Below are 22248 nucleotides of genomic sequence, written 5' to 3'. Positions count from 1 at the left end.
GGAATACAAACTTTGGGGCGGGTGGGCGGCCGGCGGCCGGTCAGCTCACCTTGGCGAGGGCGTGGGCCAGTCCGGTGGTGGAACGGGCGGGGTGGTAGGGAACGGTTAGGCAGCGCCCGCCCCACTTCTCCACGAGGTCGGCCTCCGGGAGGCGGGCGCCCTTGTAGTCGCCGCCCTTGACCCAGATGTCGGGGCGAAGGCGCTCCAGGGCCGCTTCCGGGGTGTCTTCATCGAAGATCATCACGGCGTCCACGCATTCCATGGCCAGCAGCAGCTCGGCCCTGTCCTGTTGGCCGATGATGGGCCGGTCCGGGCCCTTGAGCCGGCGCACCGAATCATCGGAGTTGAGGCAGACGATCAGGCAGTCCCCCAGTTCGCGCGCGGCCGCAAGGGACCTGACATGGCCTGCGTGCAGGAGGTCGAAGCAGCCGCCGGTCGCCACTACCTTGCCGCCGTTGTCCCGCATCACCCGGGCCAGCAGGAGCGGTTCGCTGATCCGCCGCTTGCCGCCCACAGGGGTCGGGGGCCTCAGCGGTGCCGCAATCGGGGCGTCGGAGCCGGCCTCGGAAGCGGCGTCGGCGTCGGGGCGGGAGCCGGGGTCCGGCAAGGCGGACACTCCCCCGTTGGCCAGGAAGTCGGCGGCATCATGGACTGCGAGCCTGGCGGCCTCCCCGAGGTCCCTGCCCGCCAGGAGGTGCACGGCCAGGCTGGCCGCGAGCCGGTCGCCCGCACCGCAGGGATCGCCCGCTTCCACCCGGGGCGCCGGCACGGGATCCGGGGAATTACCGCCTGCCCGCAGCAGCACCGCGCCGTGTTCGCCCTTGGTCACCAGGACGGCGCGGCTTTGCCAGTGCTCCAATAGGATCCTTCCGGCCCGGACAGCCGGGTCCTCCGGCCGGCTGTCCGGCGAATGCCCTTCCAGCCCGTGGACATCCCGGCGAGGGCCGCCGGGCACCGGGGCCTGCCGGCGTTCCCCCGCCAATGCCTGGGCCGCTTTGCTCGCCTCTGCGAGGTTGGGGGTCACCACGGCGACGCCCGGCACGGGATCCGGGCCGGCGGGATGCGGATCCCAGATGATGGGGATGGTGCCGGCCAGCCGGGCCAGGAGGTCGCGGAGCTGCGGATTTGCCGCCAGGCCCCTGCCGTAGTCGGCCACGACAATCGCGCCGGCCATCTCGACGGCGCGGAGCATGGCCGGGCTGGCGTCCGGGATGGGGACCTCCCCGCAGCCCTGGTCGAAGCGGACCACCGGGTGCGATCCTGCCCTGACCCGGGTCTTGACCGGCGAGGCATAACCGCTGGGACCGGAAACGAGCCGCACTCCGGTGAGGTGCGATTCCAGCTGTCGGCCGGCGTCGTCATCGCCCAGGACCGTCACCAGCGTCACGGGCCAGCCGTCCTGGGCGAGCATCCGCGCCACCAGGCCCGCACCGCCGGCACGCCGCTTCACGCCGGAAACGTCCACTACGGGAACGGGCGCATCGGGGCTGAGCCGGGTGGCGTCGCCGGACAGGTCCACGTCCAGCATGACGTCGCCCACCACGACGATCCTCATGGCCGGCCTCCCCGCAGTGACAGGGCGGCATCGGCGCCGCTGCGCCGGCCCACTTCCAGGTCAAAGGCGCGGCACATCGCATGCAGGGCGATCAGGTGCCCTTCCTGGGCGTTGGCGTTGAGGGCGTCGACCATCACGGCTTCATCGCAGGCATCGGCCAGCGGATTGGGGCCGACGCCGGTCAGCGCCCAGGTGGTGATGTTCAGCCGGGCGGCAACTTCCGCCGCGCGCAGCAGGTTGGCGCTCTTGCCGCTGGTGGACAGCAGCATGAGCACGTCACCGGACCGGCCGTGCGCGCGCACCTGCCGCGCGAAGACGTCGTCGAAGCCGTAGTCGTTGGCGATCGCGGTTACTGCCGAGGATTCGGCATGCAGCGAGATCGCGGAGAAAGGGACGCGTTCGCCGTCGAACCTGCCCACCAGCTCGGCAGTCAGGTGTTGCGCTTCAGCCGCTGAACCGCCGTTTCCGGCTGCGAGCAGCCGCTGCCCGCGCAGCAGGCGCTGGGCCAGCTCCACGCCCCAGGCGGCAAGGCGGCTGGACTGGCTCCGCAGCGAATCCAGCGCCGGCATCACGTTGTCCAGGTGCGTCAACACGATGTCCGAGCTGACCGGGTCCACAAAGCCGGATCCGGGCAGCGCCGCGGGCAGGGCCGGCGGGGCGGCCAACATCCGCAGGTCGGTTTCACGAAGGGACCATTCCGCCGTCACAGTGCCGCTCCTTCCATCGGGGCAAGGCCGGCGGGAGCCCCTGCCATCGCCAGCTGATAGGCCTTTTCGGTCTCGGCGGCCACCCGGTCCCATGAGTACCTGGTGCGGGCCTGGAGCTTGCCCGCATTTCCGAGCTCCGCCCGCAGCGTGGGGTTGTCCAGCAGCATGGCAAGGGCGGACGCGATGGCCTCGGGATCCCGCGGCGGCACGTGCAGCCCGGTCCCGTGGTCCACCACGGTGTCACGGAGGCCGCCCACGGCCGCGGCCACCACCGGGACGCCGCAGGCCATGGCCTCCAGCGGAACAATGCCGAAGGGCTCATACCAGGGGGCGCACACCACGGCATCGGCACTGCGGAAAATCCCCGGCATCGCCCCCCGCGGCACCTGGCCCTGCAGCCTCACCTGCTCCGAGACCCCCAATTCGGCCGCAAGGTCCATCAGGCGGCGCACTTCGGGATCGGCATGGAGCGCCCCGGAGTCCCCGCCGCCGCCCACTATCAGGAGCTCGACGTCGTCGAACCCCGCCTCGCGCAGGTACGGCAGCGCCTTGATCACCAAATCCACGCCCTTGCGCGGCACCAGGCGGCCCACCGACAGGATGCGGTGCCGGCGCGCGCGGGCATCCACGGGTCCCTCAGCGGAGAAAAAGCCCAGGTCCACACCGCAGGGGGCGATCGAGATCTTGGCGGTGCTGATGCCCATGGCCTTGAGCTCAAACACCTCGTCCGAGCAGGTGGCAATGATCCGGTCCGCGGACCGGCCCACGCCTGGTTCAAGCCAGCGGCGTTCCTGCGGGCTGGTGTCCTCTGCGCCCTGGTGCCGCCGCTTGACGGTGCCGAGGGCATGGAAGGTCTGGATGACGGGAATGCGGTACCCGGCATCCGGGCGCCTTGCTGCGTCCAGGGCGGCCAGGCCGGACATCCAGAAGTGGCCGTGCACCACATCCGGCGGCCGCGGGCTCCAGTCCCCGGCCACGCCGTCGGCCAGCTCGCCCATGAAGGGCAGCAGTTCGTCCTTGGGGACATGGCGCGGCGGTCCCGCATCCACGTGGACCACCTCAAGGCGGCTGCCCACCCGGACCCTGGCGGGAAGCCCCGTTGCATCCCTGCGGGTGTAGACGGTGACGTGGTGGCCCCGCCTGGCAAGGGCTTCGGACAGCGCCGCGACGTGCACGTTCTGCCCGCCGGCGTCCACTCCGCCGAGTGCCGCCAGGGGACTGGCGTGCTCGGAAATCATCGAGATTCTCATGGGGTCTTCCTCTCCCGCGCCGGAACAAGGATCCGCTCGTCCGGGCGTTCGTTGTGGCGGTGGCTGGACTTGATGACAACGAGGTCCGCCAGGACCTCATCCCAGCGGTCCTGGAACCTGCCCAGGCCGTAGCGTTCCAGTGCAGCCTCGCGGGCGGCGACGCCCCGCCGTCGTGCTTCCTCCGGATTGGCCACCAGCCGCTGCGCGCAGCGGAGCAGTTCGTCGATGTCGGCAGAGACGGCGCCGGCTTCCGGCGGCACCGCGCGGGGCGCTTCGGTGGTGGCCAGGGCAACCACCGGCATGCCCAGGTGCATGGCCTCCAGGAGGGACAGCCCCAGGGAGGTCCAGCGCATCGGGTGGATGTACACCCGGCACCTGGCCAGTTCACGGTGCAGTTCCCGGGTCTTCAGGTCGCCCCTCGGGATCAGCCGGGACTCTGCTATCCCGGTGGCGGCGGCCAGGCCGTCGGTCTTCATGCCAAAGACCTGCAGCGGCGCCACCGACGCGAAGGCGGGCAGCAGGTCCGTTCCGGTAACGCGTCCGCGCCGGATGGGTTCATTCACCACCACCCCCAGTTCGGGCAGTTCCCCTGTGTAGAGCTGTCCGGGGTCCGGGATTCCGTGCTCGACCACCGTTGCAGCCGCAGAGCCGTTGTCCCAGGCCAGCCTGTTGAAGTGCGTCACGTGGACCAACGGGATGCTGCGCTGGTCCGCGAGGGGGTGGCGGGTATTGGGGAAATCGCCCTTGGGGGTGTTGTGCTCCACATACACGGCGGGCAGGTCCGCGCCTGGCCGGCGGCCCAGCAGCCGGGCAACTTCGTCGATTTCTTCCGGGCGTTGAAGGACGACGGCGTCAACCTCCTCCGCGTCCAGCGCCGCGAGGTCCACCTCCCGCACAGATGCCGGCCAGTCCCTGCCGGCACGGCCAAGCCCCCAGGGTCCGCCGCCCGGCAGGACGGGAAGGAGGTACTCATGACGGCCGCGCACAAAGGCGTCCGTCCAGGAACCGTGGACATGCCAGAGCAGGATCTTCATCTGTTGCGGGCCTTTCTACGGGTGCTGACGTGGGTACTGAAAGAGCTCACTCCGCCCATCAGGCGCTCCACCGCCGCCACCACGTCCTCGGGGGAAACGGAGTCCAGGCAGGGGTGGCCCGGGACCGGGCAGACGCGGGCGCGGGTCATCCGGCAGGCTGCGTTCTGGTCCCCCAGGAGTTCCAGCGGAACCCCGTACGGCGCCCAGCGGATGGCCGGAACCACCGGCGAAAAGAGGCAGGCAACGGGTGTGCCCACGGCGGCCGCGAGATGCGCCGGACCGGTGTTGCCGGTGACCACCGCCTCCGCCCCTGCCATGACACCGGCCAGTGTGTGCAGGTCCGTTCGGCCGCCAAGGTCCAATGCTGAGGGCCCGGCCACCGTGGCGGTCAGCGACGTTTCCCCCGGACCGCCCGTCACCACCACGCGGTGCCCTGCGCCTTGGAGGAGTTCGACGGCGGCCGCGTGGTGCAGCGGCGGCCAGGCCCTCGCGGGAACGGCCGCGCCGGGGTGGACCACCACATAAGGCTCCCCGCCCACCAGGTCCCGGACATCCGGCACGGACGCCAGGTGCAGCTTGCCGTCGTCGCCGGCCGGGAGCCTGAAGCCGGCGGCCTCGGCGATGCCCAGGGCGCGTTCCGCCTCGGGCTGGTCCTCGGGGAAGTCCTCCCCCGGTTTGAGCCGGACGTCCAGGAGGGATCCCGCGTAGTCGGTGGAAGCCCCCGTTATGCGCTCAACGCCCGCCAGCCGCAGCAAAAGCGCCAGCGGAAGGGGCGACTGATGGAAGGAGGTGAGGATGACGGCTTCGGTAATCCTGGAGTTCCGGACATACTCAATCAGCCTGTCGGCGTGCGGTCCGGTCATCTTTGGGGCGGGATTCATGATCCACGGGCTGTCCCAGCTGTAGACCTCAGCGGCTCCCGGCAGCACGCCGGCCGCCGCCTCCCCCTGCCTGCCGCACAGCAAGACGACGTGGTTGGGCCTGCTGCCGTCCGGGATCCTGCCGTTGGCTACGGCCCTGACTGCAGGACCGGCCAGCAGGACGTCGCCCATGCTGTCCAGGCGCGCCACCAGGACGCGCCCCATTACCGCCCCTCCTGCAGCAGGAGCACGGCGCCCGCAAGGTCCTGCGCCACCAGGCGGGCTTCAGCCACTTCACCGGCAAGGGTCACGTGCGTCGGGACCAGCACTCCAGTGGCGCCGGCTGCCTCCGCGGCCCGGACGTCCGCGCCGATGTCACCGATCAGCGCGGCCTCAGCCTCCCGGATGCCGAGTTTCCGGCATGCGCTGTGGACCATGCCCGGCGCCGGCTTCCGGCAAGGGCAGCCATCCTGCTCGGCATGGGGACAGACTTCCCACACGTCGAAGGGGCCCAGCAGTTCGTCCACCCTTGCATTGACACTGGCCACTTCGGCGGCAGTGATCATGCCGCGGGCAATGCCTGACTGGTTGCTGACGACGCCGGTGGCAATGCCCTCGGAGCGCAGGGCGTCGAGCACGGCTTTGGCGCCGGGCATTGGCCGGACAAGGTCGGGGTTCCCGTTGTAAGGGACGTCGACCACCAGCGTTCCGTCCCGGTCGAAAAGGACAGCCCTGAGCCTGGATGTTGCGGTGCTTCCCATGCCCTCCCTGTTCCCCTCTGCCGCTGCCCCTAAACGGGGCCGGACGGTTTTCTCACCTGCCGGCCGCTTTTGGCGCCAAGCCACTGAGCAGGCAAGATAGCGCTGCGATTGCCTGCTGCGGCTTCTCCCGTGCGGTCCCGGGGAGGGCCGGCTTCGGTGCTCCGGCGGGAGCGTGGCTGCTACTTCTTCCTGGCCTGGGCGGTGCCCCTGCGGGCCGGGTTCCGGCCCGGCCAGGCAGGATTGCCCGGCCCGTGGAGGGCCCGCAAGCACGCTTCGGAGGCCGTTGCCCTACCTGCGCCATGGCTTCCGGTTCCGTGGACTGCGTTCCCTCGGACTGCGTCCAGTTCCCGCGGGTGCAAGCTTCCCTCAAGCCTTCGCTGGAGCTCCACCAGGACTTTGGCAAGGCGCCGTGAGACCTGCATCTGGGACATGCCCAGCCGCTTCCCCAGCTGCACCTGGGTCTCCTCGCAGAAGTAACGGCGGTAGAGGAGCTCCCGGTCCGCTGTGTCCAGATCCTGGATCGCGTCGCGCAGGCAGGCGAGCTCCTCCAGGCGTTCCAGCGGCGTTTCGGGGCATGCCAGCACTTCACCGATGGACGGCGCGTCCGAATGCGGGTTGACGGCGTCCAGGGAGTCCGGGTGCATGCTGCTGGACGCCGAGATGGCCTCCTGCACTGCGGCCGGATCCTCATCGAGCGCCCCTGCAAGTTCGGCCACACTGGGGTTCCGTCCCAGCGACTGGGTCAGCTCCGGCTCGGCCCGGAACATCCGGGAACGCAGGTCCTGGATGTGCCTGGGCGGCCGGACCACCCAGGTGCGGTCGCGGAGGTACCGCTTGAGTTCCCCGGTGATGGTGGGGGCAGCGTAGGCGGGGAAGCTCTCGCCCTTTGACTGGTCAAAGCCGCGGGCCGCCTTGACCAGCCCCAGATAGGCCACCTGGTTCAGGTCGGCCCGCTCGCGTCCGCGGGCCTCGAAGCGGGCGGCCAGGGCCTCGGCCAGGTCCAGGTAGCCAAGCACAAGATCGTTTTCGAAGGTCTGGCGCAGCCGTCCCATTTTGGCCCGGGACGGGCTATTTCCCATGAATTCGGGCTGATGTTGGTGGGCGGCCGTAGTATCCGCGGCAAGTGCGGGAAGGTATTCGGGCATTGTCGTTGGTTCCCTCGGGTCGGGGGTCCGAAAGCCTGCGGCAAGACTCAGAAGAAGGAAATCATAAGGTTGCTTATAAAACAATCCCTCCCGGTTATAGGCTCGCCCTGTAAGCGGTACTAGCCGGCCACGCCAAGGAGTCCCTGCCAATGCACATCGCCATCACCGGAGCCAGCGGAAACGCGGGAACGGCCCTGCTGCGCAAGCTGCAGGCGGAGTTGTCCCAAAAACCGGGAAGCCTGCAGTTGACGGGGATCAGCAGGCGCCGCCCTGACACCAGCCGGGCACCCTATTCAGGGGTGGAGTGGCACACCCTTGACGTGGGCCTGGCGAGCGACCGGCCCCTGCTGGACGCTGCGCTGGCAGGAGTGGACGCCGTCGTTCACCTGGCATGGCAGATCCAGCCCAACCGGGACCTTGAGCAGCTGTACCGGACCAACGTCACCGGCACCAGGAACGTCCTTGCCGCAGCCGGGAAGGCCGGCGTGACACAGGTGGTCTGCGCGTCGTCCGTGGGCGCCTACAGCAAGGCTCCCAAGGATCGCCGGACGGATGAGTCGTGGCCTGCCCGGGGCATGCCGGGTTCACACTACAGCCGGCACAAGGCGGAGCAGGAAGAAGCCCTGGACGCTTTCATGTCGGCGGAGCCGGGCATCTCCGTAGCCAGGCTGCGCCCGGCCCTGATCTTCCAGCGCGACGCCGGGAGCGAGATCGGGAGATATTTCCTGGGGCCGCTCATCCCAAGGCTCCTGCCGGGGAGGCTGCGGGTGCCTGTCCTGCCAGTCCCGGAGGACCTCATCTTCCAGGCGGTCCACGCCGACGATGTGGCTGATGCCTACTGGCGCGTCATTGACCAGCGCGCCTCCGGGGCATTCAACGTTGCAGCCGAACCCGTCCTGACACCCCAGGAACTTGCCCGCATCCTGCGGGCCCGAAGGATCCTGCCCATCCCCATGGGACTGCTCCACGCCGTCGTTGGTGCGGCATGGAGGCTGCGGCTCCAGCCCACAGACTCCGGGTGGATTGAGATGGCGGCCGGAGCCCCCGTCATGGACACTGGCCGGGCACGGCGGATACTTGGCTGGGAACCCCGGCTCTCATCCACCGAGGCAGTCACCGAGGTACTGGCGGGCATGGGAACGGGGGAAGGAGTTGCTCCCTCCCCCGTCCTGAAACCGAGGAACGTTCCTTCGCCCGTGGACTAGATGCCCGGGCGGGGATTCTGCCTGTCCCCGTGGGCACCCCCGGCAGGATTGGGGCCCTCGTTGCGCCGGCCGTCCCGGTCAACGTCGGCGCGGTCAACATCGGTGCGGTCCGCGTCGGTGCGCTCAGCGTCGGGGCTGGCTTCATCACGTAATGCCGGGCCCCCGGCAGTGTCAGCCCGGCCGCCTGCGGCGCCCTCACGGTTGGCACCCTCGCGGCTGGCGTGGCGGACATCTTCACGGTCGGCGTACTCACGGTCTGCATGGCCGGCACCGTCGCGGTGGGCACCGTCGCGGTGGGCACGGTCGCGCCGGTCGCCCCTGCCGTCGGGGTCCAAGGTGACGTCAGGGTCAAGCTCGTCGGCTTTGCGTGTCCGTTCGTTCACGTCGTCGCGGAGCGACTTGGCCTCCGTGGCCTGCTGGTCCGCCTGCTGGCGCAACCGCGCCGCATCCACCTGTGCCTGCTCCGCATCCGCCCTGGCCCGGATCGCCTTCGCTTCGCGCTCGCGGGCATCGAGCTCCTTGGCCTCGGCCTCGCGGCGGATTTCAGCCGCCTTCTCCCGATGTGCGTCATCCCGCTTCTGCTGCATCGCCTTGCGGCGCCGCCCGCTTGCCAGCAACAGCAGAACCACCAGCACCACCACAACGACGGCAACCAATACCCAAATCCATGGAGCTGTTTCCAACCTACCCACCACTTTCCACTTCGATGTACCCGGCAGGCGATCGCCTTACCGGCCGACTCTTTTGGAACCTAATGCAACTCGCTTAGCAAGGGTACTTACCTTTTATTAGTAATCATGCTTATTATTTTACGGCCAGTATTGCTGGTTCTTGATCAACAACCGGCCTTCTTGGAAAGAGAGAGCGAAGATGACAGAGAACCAATGGCCCGAGGACCCCGCCTACACGGCCCCGCCGGCCTCCACAGGAATTCCGGGTGAGCGGTCCGCCGCCACCTTCCCGTCCGCCGCCACTCCCCCTTATGGCCAAACCCAGACCGGCGACATCTCCGGGGCTTCCCGCAAGGATGCGGCAAGGGAAGAAGCAGCAGACGTTGCGCGCACGGCCAAGGATTCCGCCCAGGGCGTTGCCCAGACCGCCAAGGAGGAAGCCGCGCATGTGGCCTCCGAGGCGAAGACCAGTGCGCAGGATCTTTTGCACCAGGCGAAGTCGGGCCTGACAAGCCAGGCGGGAACGCAGCAGCAGAAGGCAGCGGAAGGCATCCGCTCCATTTCCAGCCAGCTGCAGAGCATGGCCGCTGCACCGGACCAGCAGGGCGTGGCCAGCGACCTGGTCCGTCAGGCTGCCAGCACCACCGAAACGGTAGCCTCCTGGCTTGAGACCAAGCAGCCGGGGGACCTTCTCGGCGAAGTCCAGAGGTTCGCCCGCAACCGCCCCGGCACGTTCCTGCTGGTCGCAGCCGGCGCAGGCGTCCTGGCCGGACGCCTCACCCGCGGACTGACCGCAGGGGCCCCCGAAAGCTCGTACGGCACGGGCACCACCACGGCCGGCCTTGCCGGCCAGTACCCGGGCGCCGGGTATTCCGGTACGCAGTACGGGGACCAGTACACCGAGTCGTATGCACCGGCAGGCGGGACAGTGCCGCCTCCTCCGGTCCAGCTTCCCGGGCCGGCCACCACCACCGCAGGGTACGACGGCGGCGCTCCCGGCAGCGGCTACGGGGAGCCAACGCGTCCGGCCAGCGCACTGGACAGCCCCCAGCTGGTTGAAGAACCGTGGTCCGGAAACCGGGTTGCCGACGATCCGCTTGGCAACCGAGACCTCGCCGACGATCCTATGGCAGGTGATCCCCTCACCCGGGACCGCTCCAGGGATGGCCAGTCTGGCGGGCTGTGATGAGTAGTTCTATTCCGGAGATGCCGCCGAGTGAGGCGCACCTGAAGGCTGATAACGCCTCGCTGGGTGAGCTGCTCGGGGACGTGACCCGCGACCTGTCCACGCTGATGCGCCAGGAAGTGGAACTCGCCAAGGCCGAACTCAAACAATCCGCGACCAAGGCCGGCAAGGGCTCGGGCATGCTCGCCGGCGCAGGCGTGGCCGGGCACTTCGTGCTCGTCTTCCTGTCCCTGGCCCTGATGTTCGCCCTCGGCGCCCTGATGCCCCTGGGCTGGGCCGCCCTGATCGTCGCCGTGGTCTGGGGCATCACCGCCGCGGTCCTGGCCTCGATCGGGCGCAAGGAACTCAAACAGATCAAGGGCCTGCCCCAGACCGGCGAGACCCTGTCCGAAATTCCCCCAACCCTAAAACCAGGTGAGGTAAACCGATGAGCGATAATCCGGACGCAATCCGTTCAGACATAGAAGCCACCCGCGCCCGCCTGGGCACCAACGTTGACGCGGTCGCCGACAAAGTCACCCCGTCCAACATCGTCCACCGCCAAACCGACAAAGTAAAAGACGCGGTCACCGGCGTGAAGGAGAAAATCATGGGCACAGCAGACTCAGCCACCAACACCGTTCAGGACCGGATGCACTCCGGCGCCGGGCACACCAGCAACGCGATGCACTCCACCGGGGACACCCTGCACGGGGCCAGGGACAACGTGGCCTCCACGCTGTCCGACGCCGGCACCGCAATCTCCAACGCCCCGGACCAGGTCAAAGCCAAAACCCAGGGCAACCCCCTGGCCGCGGGCCTGATCGCGTTCGGCGCCGGGATGCTCATCTCCTCCCTGATCCCCGCCAGCGACAAGGAACGCGAGGCAGCCCAGCAGCTCAAGACCGCCGCCGAGCCCCTCGCCACCCAGGTCACCGACGCCGCCAAGGACATGGCCCAGGACCTCAAGGAACCCGCCCAGCAAGCCATGGAAAACGTCAAAGCCACCGCCACCGACGCCGCCCAAAACGTCAAAACCGAAGGCCAACACGCCGCCACCGACGTCAAAGACCGCGCCACCGACGCCACCTCCAACGTCAAAAACACCTAGGCCAAACACCCAACGGCCCGCCGTGGCACCCGCATGGCAATAGGCGCGCCGCAAAGGCACATAAGCACCACTGACAGGCCGGCCCCGCCAACCCGCGGAGCCGGCCTGTCAGGTTCAGGCCCCAATCGAGAGGACACCCCATGGCCACTCACGACTCTTCCGAAACCAGCACCGCCAAGGCGGGCCAGGCACCGGATCCGGACGACTCCAGGAAGCCGGATAGCCCCAAGGAATTAGACAAGCCAAACTGGAAATACATCGCCAAGAAGACGCTGCGCGAGTTCACCAAGGACCAGTGCCCTGACCTCGCCGCAGCCCTGACCTACTACGCGGTCTTGTCGCTGTTTCCGGCCATCCTGGCGCTTGTGTCCCTGATAGGGCTCTTTGGCGACCCGCAGAAGACCACCAATGCGCTCCTGCAAATCGTCAGCGGTTTTGTCCCGGCCGAGACTGTTGACACGGTAGGCGGGGTGGTGCAAGACCTGGCAAACGCCCCAGCGGCAGGATTCACCCTGGTCATCGGCCTTGCCACCGCACTGTGGTCGGCTTCCGGGTACGTGGGCGCGTTCGGCCGGGCAATGAACCGTGTCTACGAGGTGGATGAAGGCAGGCCCTTCATCAAGCTGCGCGGCACAATGCTGGTGGTCACGCTCCTGGCTGTGGTTATTGTTGCCGTCCTGGCCGGCATGCTGGTGCTCAGCGGCCCGGTGGCAGAGGCCGTGGGCGGCCTGATCGGCCTCAGTGGCGTTTTCCTGACCGTATGGAACATTGCCAAGTGGCCGGTGATGATCGCGCTTATCGTCGCCATCATCGCCGTACTGTACTACGCAACACCCAACGTCAAGCAGCCCAAGTTCAAGTGGATGAGCATGGGCTCCGGCATCGCACTGTTCGTCTTCCTGCTGGCCTCCCTTGGCTTCGGGTTCTACGTGGGCAACTTTGGAAACTACAACAAGACCTATGGCGCCCTTGGCGGCGTCATCGTCATGCTCCTGTGGCTGTGGATCCTGAACATGTCCCTGCTATTCGGCGCGGAGTTCGACGCCGAGATGGAGCGGGGAAGGCAGCTGCAGGCCGGCATTGAGGCGGAGGAAACCATTCAGCTGCCGCCGCGGGACACGAAGAAGAGCGAAAAGTTGCAGAAACAGGAAGAGGAAGACATCAGGCACGGCCGCGAGCTCCGCGAGAAATACAGCGCCGCCAACGGCCAGGATGAGGCTTCCGGTGGGAATGACGTCGGCGGCAAGAACGATGCCCAGCCTACGGAGCCGCACCGGGAAAGGGTCCGGGACAAAGTCCGGGACCGCGCCCACGGCGGAGAAAGCACCGAGAAGAACTAACGGCAACCGGGCCCCGGCAGGAGCGCTGCCGGGGCCCGCCGCCGGGGGCTAGGCAGGACTTCCAAGATAGGGGAAAATTGATAGCGGAGGTCCTGTTATCTTCCCGGGTTTGGCATGGTGGCCCGGGTGTAGGCGGGGCCGGCGGCGAGATGGCCTCTTCTGAGACCGAGGCCAGTCCCCCCAGTCGCCGTCGGCCCCCTCGATTCAGGACGGAATCCCTGGCCTGGGTGGACGGCCTAACTGGACAAAGTGTGCCGCCTGCCATACCTTCATGATTATTCTGCAAGGCCTTTCTGGGCCGGGCAGGGCCGCTGAAGCAGAAACGGCGGCATCACGGTCGAACCCGAATGAGCGAACATGCCTGCTACACATTTTGAAGAATTTCTTGCCGAAGCAGTTGTCGCGGACAGGGAACCGGGCCTTGGCCTCGGACGCGATGAGCTGTACGGTCTCTACACCAGTTGGTGCCTTCTCCACAAGGCTTCGCTCCAGCCGCCGGAAGCACTGTGGGCGGCGTTGCAGACACACGAAATCAACCCGGACAGCAACAACCTGTCGATGACCGGACCCGCGGCCGCGGACTACATCGTGGCCAGCGCCCCTGACCTGGTCTGAGCATCCCCCGGCTTTGCGGCCAACTGCCTGGCGGATCCAGCCAGCGACCTGTTGAACAACACCCCAGGCTGGCTAGCATGGGAGAACGGCATGCGCATTGCCGCAGGCCACAAGCCGAAGGGAGAAATGCCATGGGTTTGGACGACAAGATTGACAATGCCGCCGAGAAGATGGGCGGCAAAGCAAAGGAAGCGGCCGGTAAGGCAACTGATGACGAAAGCCTCCGGACTGAGGGCCAGATGGACCAGACCAAAGCTGACCTGAAGCAGGCCGGCGAAAAGGTCAAGGACGCATTCCGAAAGGACTAGTCCTCCTGGAAATGGTCCGCTGCGGAAACGCAGCGGACCCTTTCCGTTTAAGCCGTCCAGTCCCGCGCTGGCCTAATTCTCCGGCGCCAGTGCGATGTCCATGCCGAGCGTGCGCAGGTAGGCGCCGAACCCCTGCGGGGCCCGCGCCTGTGTCCGGCCCGAGGTCCGCACCCTGACGGTGTCAGTGGCCCTTACGTCAAACCCCTTCTCCCGCAGCCGCGCCGCCAGCACCCGGTCCTCATGTGCGAGGTGGCGCGGGAACCCGCCGGCCTGAAGGTATGCCGAGCCGCGGATGCCGAAATTTGCTCCGAACACATGCGGATGGTCTTCCGCGAACGGGTGCATGGACTCCCAACGGCTTAGCAAGTCCGGCGTGACACCCGCAGGATCCACTTCCACGGACCCGAGGACCGCATCGGCCCCCGCTGCAGCTATCTCCAGTTGACCCACGAGCCAGTTGTCCGGAACAACCGAATCGGCGTCAGTGTTGGCCAGCCACAGTCCTGCCGCGGCCTCAGGACCGTCGTCGCTTGAAGCGCCGAGCACCTGCCAGATCCCGGCACGCCTGCTCCGCCCGACGCTGCGGAAGGCGACCGGCACGGCAGAAAAACAGCTGTTCCTGGCAGTGAAGGTGGCTGCAATGGCAGCAGAACCATCGGTGCAGGAGTCAAGGACCACCAGTACCCGCACGCCAATTCCAGGCTGGGCCAGCTGCAGTCTCGAAGCGGCGGCCGTAACGCCGGTGAGGGCGGCGTCCAGGTGGTCTTCCTCATTGTGAACCGGGATTACCACGGCCACCCTCTCAACCGGCGTCAAGGGGCAGGCACCGAGGCGTTGGGCGCTATCAGGGTTTCAAGCAGGAAGTCGCGTTCCCGGTACAGGCCGGCAGTGGGCCACGCCAAACGGTCCCGTGCCCGCGTGTGGACCCTTTCGCCGTCGAGCGCCCAGCCCGAGATGGGATGCCGCCAGTGGCACAGCACCAGGGCGGCGCCCGGCACAACGGATTCCCTGATCCTTTCGAGCAACACATCGAGCTCATCGGCGGCGAGGTAATACCCCACCTCGGACATCACCACAAGGTCGTAGCTTCCGTCGGGCCACTCACCGGGAAGCGTCAGTTGCCTGGCTGCTACTCCCGGGAAAGGGGCCAGGCGTTCGGCTGCCTGTTCCAGGGCGGCGCCGCTGGCATCGACGGCCAGCAGGTTCGTGCACCGTGCAGCAAGATCGGCTGTCAGCATCCCGATGGAGCAGCCGAGCTCCAGCCCGGAGGCATAGTGTTCGGCGGGCAGCGCTGCCAACGTCAGCGCGCGCTTCCGCCGCTCGTACCAGCTGGTGGTGTAGTGCCAGGGGTCCGGTTCCCTGGAGTGGACACCGTCAAAGATGCGCCGGGCGTCCTTGCTGGTATGGGGCGCCTTGTCGGCGGCGTCCTGCTTTCCGGCCGGAAACTCCTGCGGAGCAGTCCAGGCGAAAGTCTCAAAGGGCCGGGAGAAATGGCGCAGGAAGGACTCATCCAGGAGGACTTCGTCGCCGGGGTGCGGCGAAAGGGGCCGCGTCTGGCTGGTGTGCTCCTGCAAGGCCTGCGCCTTTAAGGACTCTTCGCCCGGTTCTAATGGCAGCCGTACCCAGGACTGCCAGTCGGAGTGCCCGGGCCCGGCCCAGTGCCAGTACCAGATGGGGTACTCCAGCAGGGCATAACCGCCGTCGGCAGCAACAGAAGCGGCGGCAGCGCCCAGGGCCTCATGGTCTCCGTGCCCGTCGGCCCGGTAGGGCGCAACAATGGCGAGCCGGCCCGCGGGTGCGGCCAGTCCCGCCGCGGCCTCACTGACACAGCGGGTGATGGCCCCGGCGTGCTCCGCCAGGCCGCTGTCCGGCAGGCCATGGTAGCGCCAGCGGTCTTTGAGCCCCAGGGATTCGAGGGCAGCTGCGAACTCTGCCAGGCGGATGGCGGTCAGCTCTTCCCGGGAGACGGTGGTGGAGGCGGGGTGTGAGGCCTCCCCTGCCGTGAACAACAGCACCTCCACCTCTGCGCCGAGTGTTTGAAGCCGTGCCAGCAGGCCGCCCGCTCCGAGCGTCTCGTCGTCCGGGTGGGCGGCCAGGACCAGGAACTTCATGGCGGCCAGCTCCTGCGGACCCAGCGGAAGTTCCGGAAGGACTGCGAGTCCCCCTCCCGCCCAGGCGGACTCGTCAGTCCCCTCGTCCGTGTGCAGGAAGGTCACCACCACGCGTCCCCCTTCAGGGCCAGGGCGCCCAGCTGGGCGTCGTCGCGCATGCCATGGTGCTGGCGGACGTACAGTGCCAGGTCGGCCGTCCGTTTGGCATACTTCTCGTCGAAGGCCAGCGGGGCCGGGCCCCGGTTGCTGCCGACCACCGACAAGACGCGTTCGACGGCGGCGGCACAGGTTCCGCGCACCCGCAGCGCATCGCTCCACGCCGATGCCTGCCCGGCGGTCCCCTGCCCGGCAGTTCCCTGTTCCAGGGAGTCCCGTTCCCGGCGGTCAATGCGCTCCGCCGTTCCTGCCAAATACTGAAGTGTGGAGGTAAGGATGCGGTCCAGTTCGCCGAGTGAGGCAAGCGCAATCTGGTCAGGCTCCCGGCCTGAAAGAATTCCGGCATGCAGGGAATCCCGGTAATCCCGGGCAATGCCGACAGCCCCGCCAAGCCAGCACGCGGCCACACCCATGCCGCCCCAGGCAAACCCGGGCCTGCTGAAATACCAGTTGGTTCCCTGCAACGGCTCAGCGGGGACCCTGTCGAACCGCACCGGCCCGCTGGGAATTTCCCGCAAACCCCGTGCCACCCACGCCGGTTCCCCGCAGGTCACGCCGGCGTGGCGCAGGTCCACTGCAAAGGCCGCCCGGCCGCCGTCGTCCGTGTGGGCCGTGACCACCGCGTGGTCAAGCAACGGGGCCAGGGAGCACCAGGGTTTGGATCCAGTGAGCAAAACCGAGGAACCCTTGGCTTCCGCCTTGAGCCGGAAGCCTTGACCTTCCGCGGCGAATACACCCCACGTCCCCGTGGCATGGGCAGGATCATGGCCCGCCTGCGCAAGGATGGCCAGGGCATCCAGGTGCGGCTCGAAGACGCGGGCAGCAGCGACGTCAATGGCGGCCATCGTTGCCAGGAGCTCCCAGAGAAGCCCGGTATTGCCTTCGCCGGGCCGCGGCCACTCCTTCCCGGCGTCGCGGGCCAATGCAAGCAACGCGGGGACGTCGCCGACGGCCGAGGAGACGGCCTGGAACAAGGCATCCACACCGCCAGGCCGTACCCCGTTCGCGGACAGCCGGACCAGTGTGTGTGGGCTGGCCGGCGCGTTACCGGCCGGTGATGGGCTGTGTTCTTCGGAGAGTTCCGGCATCGGGGCGGCGGCGCCTACTTGCCTGCCGGCTCGGTGACGGATGCCGTGGCCGCCATGGTCTCGGCGTTGACCATCCAGGCAAGCTGCTCCAGCCGCTCGATGGCCGCGTGGAGCAGGTCCGCGCTGGTGGGATCCTCCTCATCCACTTCATCATGGACATCCCGCATGGTCTGGACCGTACGCTCCAGCCTGGCCGTAATGAGCTTGACCGTCTCTTTCGTGGAGGTCAGCCCTGCGGGAAATTCGTCCAGCCGGCTGCCGGCCGAGACAGTGCTGCTGCGGCCATCCGGAAGGGCGTGCAGGGCGCGCATGCGTTCAGCAGCCTGGTCGGCGAAGAGCCGGGCAGCGGCAATGATCTCGTCAAGCTGCAGGTGCAGGTCACGGAAATTCGTGCCCACAACGTTCCAGTGGGCTTGCTTTCCCTGCAGGTGCAGTTCGATGAGATCGGTAAGCACCGTCTGCAGATTGCCGGCCAGGGTGGGTGACGCTTTCATCAGTTTCCTCCGCTGCTGCTCTCTGTCCGGCCGAACTCCAGCCGAAAATTCATTCTAAGCATACTTAGCAGTTCCAGTATCGAGCGCGGCAAAATGAGCACAGCGCTACCGGATGCGGGCCAGCGCGAATCCGTCCCAGCCTTTCGAGCCCACCGTCTGGATAACAGTGGCATCGAGCCGGGGATGCTCGCCGAGGAGTTTCAGCGCGTCGATGATTCCCGGCGCGTTGACCGGGTCCATCCCGGGGTCAAGGATGGCTCCCTCCCACACGGTATTGTCCAGCACCACCGTCGACCCGGGCCGGCCCAGCCGGACGGCCCAGTCCAGGTAACCGCTGTTGTTCTCCTTGTCCGCATCGATGAAGATGAAATCGAATGGTTCCCGGGCTTCTTCCTCAAGTGCGGCCAGCGTTTCCAGCGCGGGTCCCAGCCGGATTTCGACCTTTTCCCCCAAGCCGGCGGCGTCGATGTTGGCCCAGGCAACCTCTGCATGCTTGGGCAGGAACTCGCAGGTGACCAGGCTGCCGCCGTCGGGAAGGCCCCGGCCCATCCAAATCGTGCTGTAGCCGGCGAGGGTGCCGATTTCGAGCACGCGGCGGGCTCCGGAGATTTGGACCAGGAGCTTGAGCAGCTTTCCGGCGTTGGGAGCCACTTCGATGGCGGGCATGCCGGCCTCTTCGGCGGAGCGAATGGCCTGCTGCAGGGCGGAATCCGGACGGACGACGACGTCGGACAGGTATTCTTCAGCCGCAATCCACTCTGGCCGGGGCTTGTGCTCGAACATTGCCACAGTCTGGCACGGGCCCGCGCCGGGGTCCAGAGCAAAAGGCCGACGGCGGATGCGGCCGCCGCGGGTCAGGAACCGTCAGCGAGCGCTTCTTCCAGTCGGTCCACTTTTGCCGTCAGCTCGCCGGTGTAGCCGGGCCGGATATCGGCCTTGATGACCAGGGACACCCTGCTTCCGTACCGTCCCACTGCCTCGGTGGCCCGCTTCACTACGTCAAAAACTTCGTCCCATTCGCCTTCGATGGTGGTGAACATCGAATCCGTCTTGTTGGGAAGCCCCGATTCCCGGACGATCCTGACGGCGGCCGCAACGGCGTCGTGCACTGAAGCATCGGAGGGACGGGAACCTTCGCTGGGCGCGCCGGAGGGGGCAACAGAAAACGCAAGCAACATGGTGCCAGTGTGCCATGCATCCTGCAGGGCTGCAGGGGGAAACGGGTGGCCTGGCGCGTCACATAACCCACTACCCTCCAGTAACAGTGAACGCCGAAAGCTCCATTGCTAACCTTTTCGCATGAGCCTCGCAGTCGTCCGCAAGCCGCTCCGCGCCGACGCAGCGCGGAACGTGGACAAGATCATCACAGCGGCGCGCCAGTGCTTCCGCGAGTATGGCCCCGAAGTACCGCTGCAGACCATCGCGGCAACGGCGGGAGTGGGCCCGGCCACCCTCTTCCGGAACTTCGCTGACAAGGAAGAGCTGGTCCTCGCCGCGCTCAACCGGCAGCTGCGCCTGACAGTGGACCCCGTGATCGACGACGCCCTGGCCAATATCGACGCGACCGCCGGACTGCTGCGGGTCCTCGAGGCCCTGATGGCTGCTGCCAGCGCTGATGCCAACCTGCTGGGCGCCGTCGCGGGCCGTCGTGAGCTCCTGACCGGCATTACGGGCTCACTCATGGAATCAATCAGCGTGTTGCTGGTGCGCGGGCAGGGCCAGGGAAGCCTGCGTGCGGACATCTCCATGACCGACATGTTCCGGCTGCTCGCAATGCTCATTGGCGTAGTGGACACCATGGAGCCAGGGTCCGACGCCTGGCGCCGGCCGCTGGCCCTGATCGAGGATGCCATCCGCACGTCCCGGCCGTCCCGGCCGCTTCCGGCGCATGTGCCAGTCCCGCCGTCTCCCCTGGCGGAGACCCAGCCGGGCTAGCAATCCACTGAACGGCAACCCCATTGTGGGCGTCCTGAGGGTGCCACTAGACTTCAGAAAGGGTTACGCAGCCAGCCCTCTGTGTCTTGATTTTGGAGTGACGCATGCAGCAATCCAAGTACCTCGCCCGGGCAACGGCCGCACTAAGATGAACAGCTCAAAGCTGAACCTTTACCTCAATGATCCCCGCGGGCCGGAGGAAATCCTCCCCACGATGACCGCGGAAGAACTGGCACACCTGCTGGATGCCCTCTACCAGAACCTGGACACGCCCGAGCCCGAATTTGGTGTGGAGACCTGGTATGAGATGGCTGTCGAAGAATGCAGCCGCAGGGCCGGCTCGCCTGACGGCGAAGCCCACGGGGTGGCCTGACCCTATGCCTTAGTGGTGCCCGTGGTGTTCGTTGGGAACATGGTCCTTGGCTTCCATCAGGTGCTGCTGCAGCTTTTCCTCCGCGTCCCTGCGGCGCCGTGCAGTATCGCGCATCTCCCTGGAACCTTCGGAACCGCTTGGATCAAGGTAGCCCTGCCGCGGCTTCCCGTGCCGCTCCGGTGCGTGCACGTCGGGTCCTGGTTTTGCGGCCGTCTTCTTCGCGGCCTCCCGGGCATCGGCCTCCCGGGAATCAGTGTCCCGGGCTGCGCCGCCGTCAGCACCTTGGCCATGCTCCGGCTGCTCCGGACGTGACTGATCGTTCATGTCGTCATTCATGTCGGTTCCTCCTTCATGGCCGCCGCAGTGGAATGCGGCCTGGTTCCAGTCCACCATAGACAGGCCCCAGGGATCACGGCCTGCTATTCGCCGGGATCCCCCCTGCCCCGAAGCTCCTGGCGCACCAGGGCCTGCAGTGCCGGAATTTGGGATGCGGGATCAAGCTCAAATGACTTCCACAGGCTCCGGGAGAGGGACTCCAGGTCCTCGGCCGGAACATCCGCCAGGCCGGAAAAGCGCGTAAAGAAGCGTTTGGCAGGCAGTCCAGCCCGTCGTCGAACGTTTGTCTGGTGAGGACGCCCGGCTCTTTCCCCGGCCGCGTGCAGCTGATTTTCCATGGCCGCCATTCATCTGAAGATCCCATGGCCAACTGCATAGCCGCTTTTATAGTACAACCGGGAAAGCACAACGTGAGTGATCTTCACCACATCGCAACATGGGCTTCCGGAAGGGGCGCCCGCTCAATTCCAGCCGAGGATCCTCAAGAGCGCAGCCGTGCCCGCTCCGGCCAGCACCACCACCAGGAACGGCGCCCGGAGCGCCAGGGCTACGGCGGCAGCCGCGAGTGCTCCCAGCCTTGCGTCAGCAACCAGCGACTGGCCGGTTGCGAAAGTGTTCACCACGGTCAGGGATGCCAGCAATCCGATGGTCATGGTGCCGGCCACACGGGACATCCTCGGATCTTCGAGCAGCCGGGCCGGGACAAAGTAGCCCACCAGCTTCCAGGCGTAGGCCAGGGCGCAGGCAATCAGGAGCCAGATCCAGAGACTCATTCGGCTGTCCCCTGTCCTGTCTCCTGCGCGCTGGCCCGGCCTTCATGCGGGCCCGCGAGGGGGCTGCTGCCCCTGCCGCCATGCCGGTGGCGTTCCCGGTAGGGGTCGACATCCGGCTCCAGGCCTTCATCACTGCGGCCGTGGCTGAACCAGCCGATCACGGCAGCCACCACCGCCGCCACGAGGATTGGGACGCCGGCAGGGACAAAGGGAACGGCTACCACGGTGGCCACGGCGCACACAACGGCGATGGCAACGGGCTCGCGTCCCTTGAGCCGCGGCCACAGCAGGCCAAGGAATGCAGCCACCGCTGCGCCGTCCAGTCCCCACTGTTTTGGATCGCCCAGGCCGCTGCCGGCGAGCGCACCGACGGCGGTGAACAGGTTCCACAGCACGTAGATTCCGATGCCCGCGGCCCAGAACCCGCGGCGCTGTTCAGCGGGGTCCGCCTGGCCGGAGCTTGTGGCCGTGGATTCATCGATGGTCAACTGGGCAGCCACGTACTTGCGCCAGCCCGTGGGGTGCAGGAGGGCGTTCAACTGCATGCCGTAGATCCCGTTGCGCATTCCCAGGAGCGTGGCAGCGCTCATGGCCGCGATGCCGGAGCCGCCGCCCGCCACCACACCGATGAAAGCGAACTGCGAGCCGCCGCTGAACAGGAGCAGGCTCAAGGCCATGGTTTGCCAGAAGTTGAGCCCTGACGTGACCGAGAGCGCGCCGAAGGAAACGCCGTACAGACCGGTGGCGATACTGATGGAGATGCCCATCCGCACTGCCGGGGATGCCAGCAGCGTCACAGGCCCGCCCCCACGGCGGGCTTCCGCAGGCTCCAAGCCCACGCAATGAGCGGCGCCTGGAGCGGAAGCCGCACACTGTGCACCTTCCGCTGCGCCCGGGTTCCCCGCGGCCCGTAAGCCCGGCGGAGGGCGTCGACATGCCCCGCGAGGAACGCAGCGAACATCATGGTGGTGGCTGTGGCGGTTGCCTTTCGTGTTCCAGGGACCAGGATTCCGACGGCGGCTGCCAGCTCCAGCAGGCCGCTCACCGCGATCCATTCCTCCCTCGAAAGGAGGGCGAAGGGCCGCGAGGGCGCAGCGCCGTCGTCACGGCACAGGTAATCGGGCACCACCTGGCGGTAGAAGCCGGGGTCGCGGAAGTGCTTCATGGCGCTGGCCAGGAGCAGTGCGCTCATGGCTGCAGCAGAAAGGTGTTGGGCGGCCCGGCCGGAGCGGGGAAGAGGCATGGTTCAACTCAA

27 protein-coding genes are annotated in these 22248 nt (G+C 67.3%); 9 read left to right on the top strand and 18 right to left on the bottom strand.

The features are described 5' to 3' along the window. Positions 1–40 precede the first annotated feature (40 nt). The 7 genes from SMD14_RS02385 to SMD14_RS02355 form a co-directional block, all read right to left on the bottom strand. Complete coding sequence (locus tag SMD14_RS02385; RefSeq protein ID WP_321215187.1) at positions 41–1555, bottom strand: PfkB family carbohydrate kinase; 1515 nt, start codon at positions 1553–1555, stop codon at positions 41–43. Continuing rightward, positions 1552–2262: an SIS domain-containing protein gene (locus tag SMD14_RS02380; protein ID WP_321215186.1), complete on the bottom strand. Its 711-nt coding sequence runs from the start codon at positions 2260–2262 to the stop codon at positions 1552–1554. Before SMD14_RS02380 ends, SMD14_RS02385 begins: the two co-directional genes overlap by 4 nt. Beyond that, the gene (locus SMD14_RS02375; RefSeq protein ID WP_321215185.1) at positions 2259–3512 is read right to left on the bottom strand and encodes a glycosyltransferase; all 1254 of its coding nucleotides are present in this window, start codon (positions 3510–3512) and stop codon (positions 2259–2261) included. The genes SMD14_RS02380 and SMD14_RS02375 overlap by 4 nt, the downstream gene beginning before the upstream one ends. Beyond that, positions 3509–4546 (bottom strand): glycosyltransferase, encoded by a 1038-nt coding sequence (locus tag SMD14_RS02370; RefSeq protein WP_321215184.1) that lies wholly within the window; start codon positions 4544–4546, stop codon positions 3509–3511. The genes SMD14_RS02375 and SMD14_RS02370 overlap by 4 nt, the downstream gene beginning before the upstream one ends. Then, entirely contained in the window at positions 4543–5631 is a 1089-nt protein-coding gene (locus SMD14_RS02365; RefSeq protein ID WP_157239490.1) for a glycosyltransferase family 9 protein, read from the bottom strand. The genes SMD14_RS02370 and SMD14_RS02365 overlap by 4 nt, the downstream gene beginning before the upstream one ends. Next, positions 5631–6167, bottom strand: coding sequence for an HAD-IIIA family hydrolase (locus SMD14_RS02360; RefSeq protein ID WP_157239492.1), 537 nt, complete (start codon positions 6165–6167; stop codon positions 5631–5633). The genes SMD14_RS02365 and SMD14_RS02360 overlap by 1 nt, the downstream gene beginning before the upstream one ends. A gap of 179 nt (positions 6168–6346) precedes the next feature. Next, a complete protein-coding gene (locus tag SMD14_RS02355) occupies positions 6347–7246 on the bottom strand; it encodes a sigma-70 family RNA polymerase sigma factor (RefSeq protein ID WP_409339702.1) in 900 nt (299 codons plus the stop codon). A gap of 215 nt (positions 7247–7461) precedes the next feature. Here SMD14_RS02355 and SMD14_RS02350 point away from each other — a divergent pair, with 215 nt between their 5' ends. Next, complete coding sequence (locus SMD14_RS02350) at positions 7462–8517, top strand: NAD-dependent epimerase/dehydratase family protein (RefSeq protein WP_321215182.1); 1056 nt, start codon at positions 7462–7464, stop codon at positions 8515–8517. Here SMD14_RS02350 and SMD14_RS02345 read toward each other — a convergent pair. Then, positions 8514–9173: a hypothetical protein gene (locus tag SMD14_RS02345; RefSeq protein ID WP_321215181.1), complete on the bottom strand. Its 660-nt coding sequence runs from the start codon at positions 9171–9173 to the stop codon at positions 8514–8516. The two genes, SMD14_RS02350 and SMD14_RS02345, sit on opposite strands and share 4 nt — an antisense overlap. A 214-nt stretch (positions 9174–9387) precedes the next feature. Here SMD14_RS02345 and SMD14_RS02340 point away from each other — a divergent pair, with 214 nt between their 5' ends. The 6 genes from SMD14_RS02340 (at position 9388) to SMD14_RS02315 (ending at position 13727) form a co-directional block, all read left to right on the top strand. Next, a complete protein-coding gene (locus SMD14_RS02340; RefSeq protein ID WP_157239498.1) occupies positions 9388–10374 on the top strand; it encodes a hypothetical protein in 987 nt (328 codons plus the stop codon). After that, positions 10374–10805, top strand: a complete 432-nt coding sequence (locus SMD14_RS02335) for a phage holin family protein (protein ID WP_321215180.1) — start codon at positions 10374–10376, stop codon at positions 10803–10805. The genes SMD14_RS02340 and SMD14_RS02335 overlap by 1 nt, the downstream gene beginning before the upstream one ends. Continuing rightward, a complete protein-coding gene (locus SMD14_RS02330) occupies positions 10802–11464 on the top strand; it encodes a DUF3618 domain-containing protein (protein WP_321215179.1) in 663 nt (220 codons plus the stop codon). The genes SMD14_RS02335 and SMD14_RS02330 overlap by 4 nt, the downstream gene beginning before the upstream one ends. A 140-nt stretch (positions 11465–11604) precedes the next feature. Continuing rightward, entirely contained in the window at positions 11605–12804 is a 1200-nt protein-coding gene (locus tag SMD14_RS02325; RefSeq protein ID WP_157239500.1) for a YihY/virulence factor BrkB family protein, read from the top strand. A gap of 357 nt (positions 12805–13161) precedes the next feature. Then, positions 13162–13419, top strand: coding sequence for a hypothetical protein (locus SMD14_RS02320; RefSeq protein ID WP_157239502.1), 258 nt, complete (start codon positions 13162–13164; stop codon positions 13417–13419). A gap of 131 nt (positions 13420–13550) precedes the next feature. Next, positions 13551–13727 (top strand): CsbD family protein, encoded by a 177-nt coding sequence (locus SMD14_RS02315; RefSeq protein ID WP_157239504.1) that lies wholly within the window; start codon positions 13551–13553, stop codon positions 13725–13727. A gap of 72 nt (positions 13728–13799) precedes the next feature. On the opposite strand, the gene SMD14_RS02310 is transcribed toward SMD14_RS02315, so the two are convergent. From SMD14_RS02310 to SMD14_RS02285, 6 genes are all read right to left on the bottom strand, one after another. Further along, entirely contained in the window at positions 13800–14519 is a 720-nt protein-coding gene (locus tag SMD14_RS02310; RefSeq protein WP_321215178.1) for a glycosyltransferase, read from the bottom strand. 20 nt (positions 14520–14539) lie between these two features. Beyond that, positions 14540–15946, bottom strand: a complete 1407-nt coding sequence (locus tag SMD14_RS02305) for a bifunctional PIG-L family deacetylase/class I SAM-dependent methyltransferase (RefSeq protein WP_321216330.1) — start codon at positions 15944–15946, stop codon at positions 14540–14542. Continuing rightward, positions 15940–16977 (bottom strand): acyl-CoA dehydrogenase family protein, encoded by a 1038-nt coding sequence (locus SMD14_RS02300; protein ID WP_321215177.1) that lies wholly within the window; start codon positions 16975–16977, stop codon positions 15940–15942. Before SMD14_RS02300 ends, SMD14_RS02305 begins: the two co-directional genes overlap by 7 nt. Positions 16978–17096: 119 nt before the next feature. After that, positions 17097–17576 carry a DNA starvation/stationary phase protection protein gene (locus tag SMD14_RS02295; RefSeq protein ID WP_321215176.1) on the bottom strand — a complete coding sequence of 160 codons (480 nt, stop codon included), beginning with the start codon at positions 17574–17576 and terminating at the stop codon, positions 17097–17099. Positions 17577–17681: 105 nt separating this feature from the next. Continuing rightward, a complete protein-coding gene (locus SMD14_RS02290; RefSeq protein ID WP_157239509.1) occupies positions 17682–18359 on the bottom strand; it encodes an O-methyltransferase in 678 nt (225 codons plus the stop codon). Positions 18360–18430: 71 nt separating this feature from the next. Further along, positions 18431–18754: a thiamine-binding protein gene (locus SMD14_RS02285; RefSeq protein WP_157239511.1), complete on the bottom strand. Its 324-nt coding sequence runs from the start codon at positions 18752–18754 to the stop codon at positions 18431–18433. Between the two features lie 121 nt (positions 18755–18875). Between SMD14_RS02285 and SMD14_RS02280 the strand changes: the two genes are divergently transcribed. Beyond that, complete coding sequence (locus SMD14_RS02280) at positions 18876–19511, top strand: TetR/AcrR family transcriptional regulator (RefSeq protein ID WP_157239512.1); 636 nt, start codon at positions 18876–18878, stop codon at positions 19509–19511. 148 nt (positions 19512–19659) lie between these two features. After that, complete coding sequence (locus tag SMD14_RS02275; protein WP_104996592.1) at positions 19660–19884, top strand: hypothetical protein; 225 nt, start codon at positions 19660–19662, stop codon at positions 19882–19884. Positions 19885–19893: 9 nt separating this feature from the next. Here the strand turns inward: SMD14_RS02275 and SMD14_RS02270 are convergent, their stop codons facing one another. The 4 genes from SMD14_RS02270 to SMD14_RS02255 all read right to left on the bottom strand — a co-directional run bounded on the left by SMD14_RS02270 (position 19894) and on the right by SMD14_RS02255 (position 22236). Next, on the bottom strand, positions 19894–20220 hold the full coding sequence (locus tag SMD14_RS02270) for a hypothetical protein (protein WP_231754822.1): 327 nt from the start codon (positions 20218–20220) through the stop codon (positions 19894–19896). Positions 20221–20681: 461 nt separating this feature from the next. Beyond that, positions 20682–20993: an AzlD domain-containing protein gene (locus SMD14_RS02265; RefSeq protein ID WP_157239514.1), complete on the bottom strand. Its 312-nt coding sequence runs from the start codon at positions 20991–20993 to the stop codon at positions 20682–20684. Beyond that, positions 20990–21790 (bottom strand): AzlC family ABC transporter permease, encoded by an 801-nt coding sequence (locus SMD14_RS02260; RefSeq protein ID WP_321215175.1) that lies wholly within the window; start codon positions 21788–21790, stop codon positions 20990–20992. The genes SMD14_RS02265 and SMD14_RS02260 overlap by 4 nt, the downstream gene beginning before the upstream one ends. Beyond that, positions 21787–22236, bottom strand: a complete 450-nt coding sequence (locus SMD14_RS02255) for a hypothetical protein (protein ID WP_321215174.1) — start codon at positions 22234–22236, stop codon at positions 21787–21789. The genes SMD14_RS02260 and SMD14_RS02255 overlap by 4 nt, the downstream gene beginning before the upstream one ends. Positions 22237–22248: the final 12 nt, after the last annotated feature.

Origin of the sequence: Pseudarthrobacter oxydans (genome assembly GCF_034258515.1) — a bacterium.
In the GTDB taxonomy this organism is placed as follows: domain Bacteria; phylum Actinomycetota; class Actinomycetes; order Actinomycetales; family Micrococcaceae; genus Arthrobacter.
Note: the sequence above shows the minus strand (reverse complement) of the source record. Positions and strands in the feature narration are given on the sequence as shown.

What these genes read in the sequence shown, in the direction of transcription:
- SMD14_RS02385 (WP_321215187.1), bottom strand. Translation starts at nt 1,555, where the DNA reads ATGAGGATCGTCGTGGTGGGCGACGTCATGCTGGACGTGGACCTGTCC.
- SMD14_RS02375 (WP_321215185.1), bottom strand. Translation starts at nt 3,512, where the DNA reads ATGAGAATCTCGATGATTTCCGAGCACGCCAGTCCCCTGGCGGCACTC.
- SMD14_RS02370 (WP_321215184.1), bottom strand. Translation starts at nt 4,546, where the DNA reads ATGAAGATCCTGCTCTGGCATGTCCACGGTTCCTGGACGGACGCCTTT.
- SMD14_RS02365 (WP_157239490.1), bottom strand. Translation starts at nt 5,631, where the DNA reads ATGGGGCGCGTCCTGGTGGCGCGCCTGGACAGCATGGGCGACGTCCTG.
- SMD14_RS02360 (WP_157239492.1), bottom strand. Translation starts at nt 6,167, where the DNA reads ATGGGAAGCACCGCAACATCCAGGCTCAGGGCTGTCCTTTTCGACCGG.
- SMD14_RS02355 (WP_409339702.1), bottom strand. Translation starts at nt 7,246, where the DNA reads ATGGGAAATAGCCCGTCCCGGGCCAAAATGGGACGGCTGCGCCAGACC.
- SMD14_RS02350 (WP_321215182.1), top strand. Translation starts at nt 7,462, where the DNA reads ATGCACATCGCCATCACCGGAGCCAGCGGAAACGCGGGAACGGCCCTG.
- SMD14_RS02340 (WP_157239498.1), top strand. Translation starts at nt 9,388, where the DNA reads ATGACAGAGAACCAATGGCCCGAGGACCCCGCCTACACGGCCCCGCCG.
- SMD14_RS02335 (WP_321215180.1), top strand. Translation starts at nt 10,374, where the DNA reads ATGAGTAGTTCTATTCCGGAGATGCCGCCGAGTGAGGCGCACCTGAAG.
- SMD14_RS02330 (WP_321215179.1), top strand. Translation starts at nt 10,802, where the DNA reads ATGAGCGATAATCCGGACGCAATCCGTTCAGACATAGAAGCCACCCGC.
- SMD14_RS02325 (WP_157239500.1), top strand. Translation starts at nt 11,605, where the DNA reads ATGGCCACTCACGACTCTTCCGAAACCAGCACCGCCAAGGCGGGCCAG.
- SMD14_RS02320 (WP_157239502.1), top strand. Translation starts at nt 13,162, where the DNA reads ATGCCTGCTACACATTTTGAAGAATTTCTTGCCGAAGCAGTTGTCGCG.
- SMD14_RS02315 (WP_157239504.1), top strand. Translation starts at nt 13,551, where the DNA reads ATGGGTTTGGACGACAAGATTGACAATGCCGCCGAGAAGATGGGCGGC.
- SMD14_RS02295 (WP_321215176.1), bottom strand. Translation starts at nt 17,576, where the DNA reads ATGAAAGCGTCACCCACCCTGGCCGGCAATCTGCAGACGGTGCTTACC.
- SMD14_RS02290 (WP_157239509.1), bottom strand. Translation starts at nt 18,359, where the DNA reads ATGTTCGAGCACAAGCCCCGGCCAGAGTGGATTGCGGCTGAAGAATAC.
- SMD14_RS02285 (WP_157239511.1), bottom strand. Translation starts at nt 18,754, where the DNA reads ATGTTGCTTGCGTTTTCTGTTGCCCCCTCCGGCGCGCCCAGCGAAGGT.
- SMD14_RS02280 (WP_157239512.1), top strand. Translation starts at nt 18,876, where the DNA reads ATGAGCCTCGCAGTCGTCCGCAAGCCGCTCCGCGCCGACGCAGCGCGG.
- SMD14_RS02275 (WP_104996592.1), top strand. Translation starts at nt 19,660, where the DNA reads ATGAACAGCTCAAAGCTGAACCTTTACCTCAATGATCCCCGCGGGCCG.
- SMD14_RS02270 (WP_231754822.1), bottom strand. Translation starts at nt 20,220, where the DNA reads ATGAATGACGACATGAACGATCAGTCACGTCCGGAGCAGCCGGAGCAT.
- SMD14_RS02265 (WP_157239514.1), bottom strand. Translation starts at nt 20,993, where the DNA reads ATGAGTCTCTGGATCTGGCTCCTGATTGCCTGCGCCCTGGCCTACGCC.
- SMD14_RS02255 (WP_321215174.1), bottom strand. Translation starts at nt 22,236, where the DNA reads ATGCCTCTTCCCCGCTCCGGCCGGGCCGCCCAACACCTTTCTGCTGCA.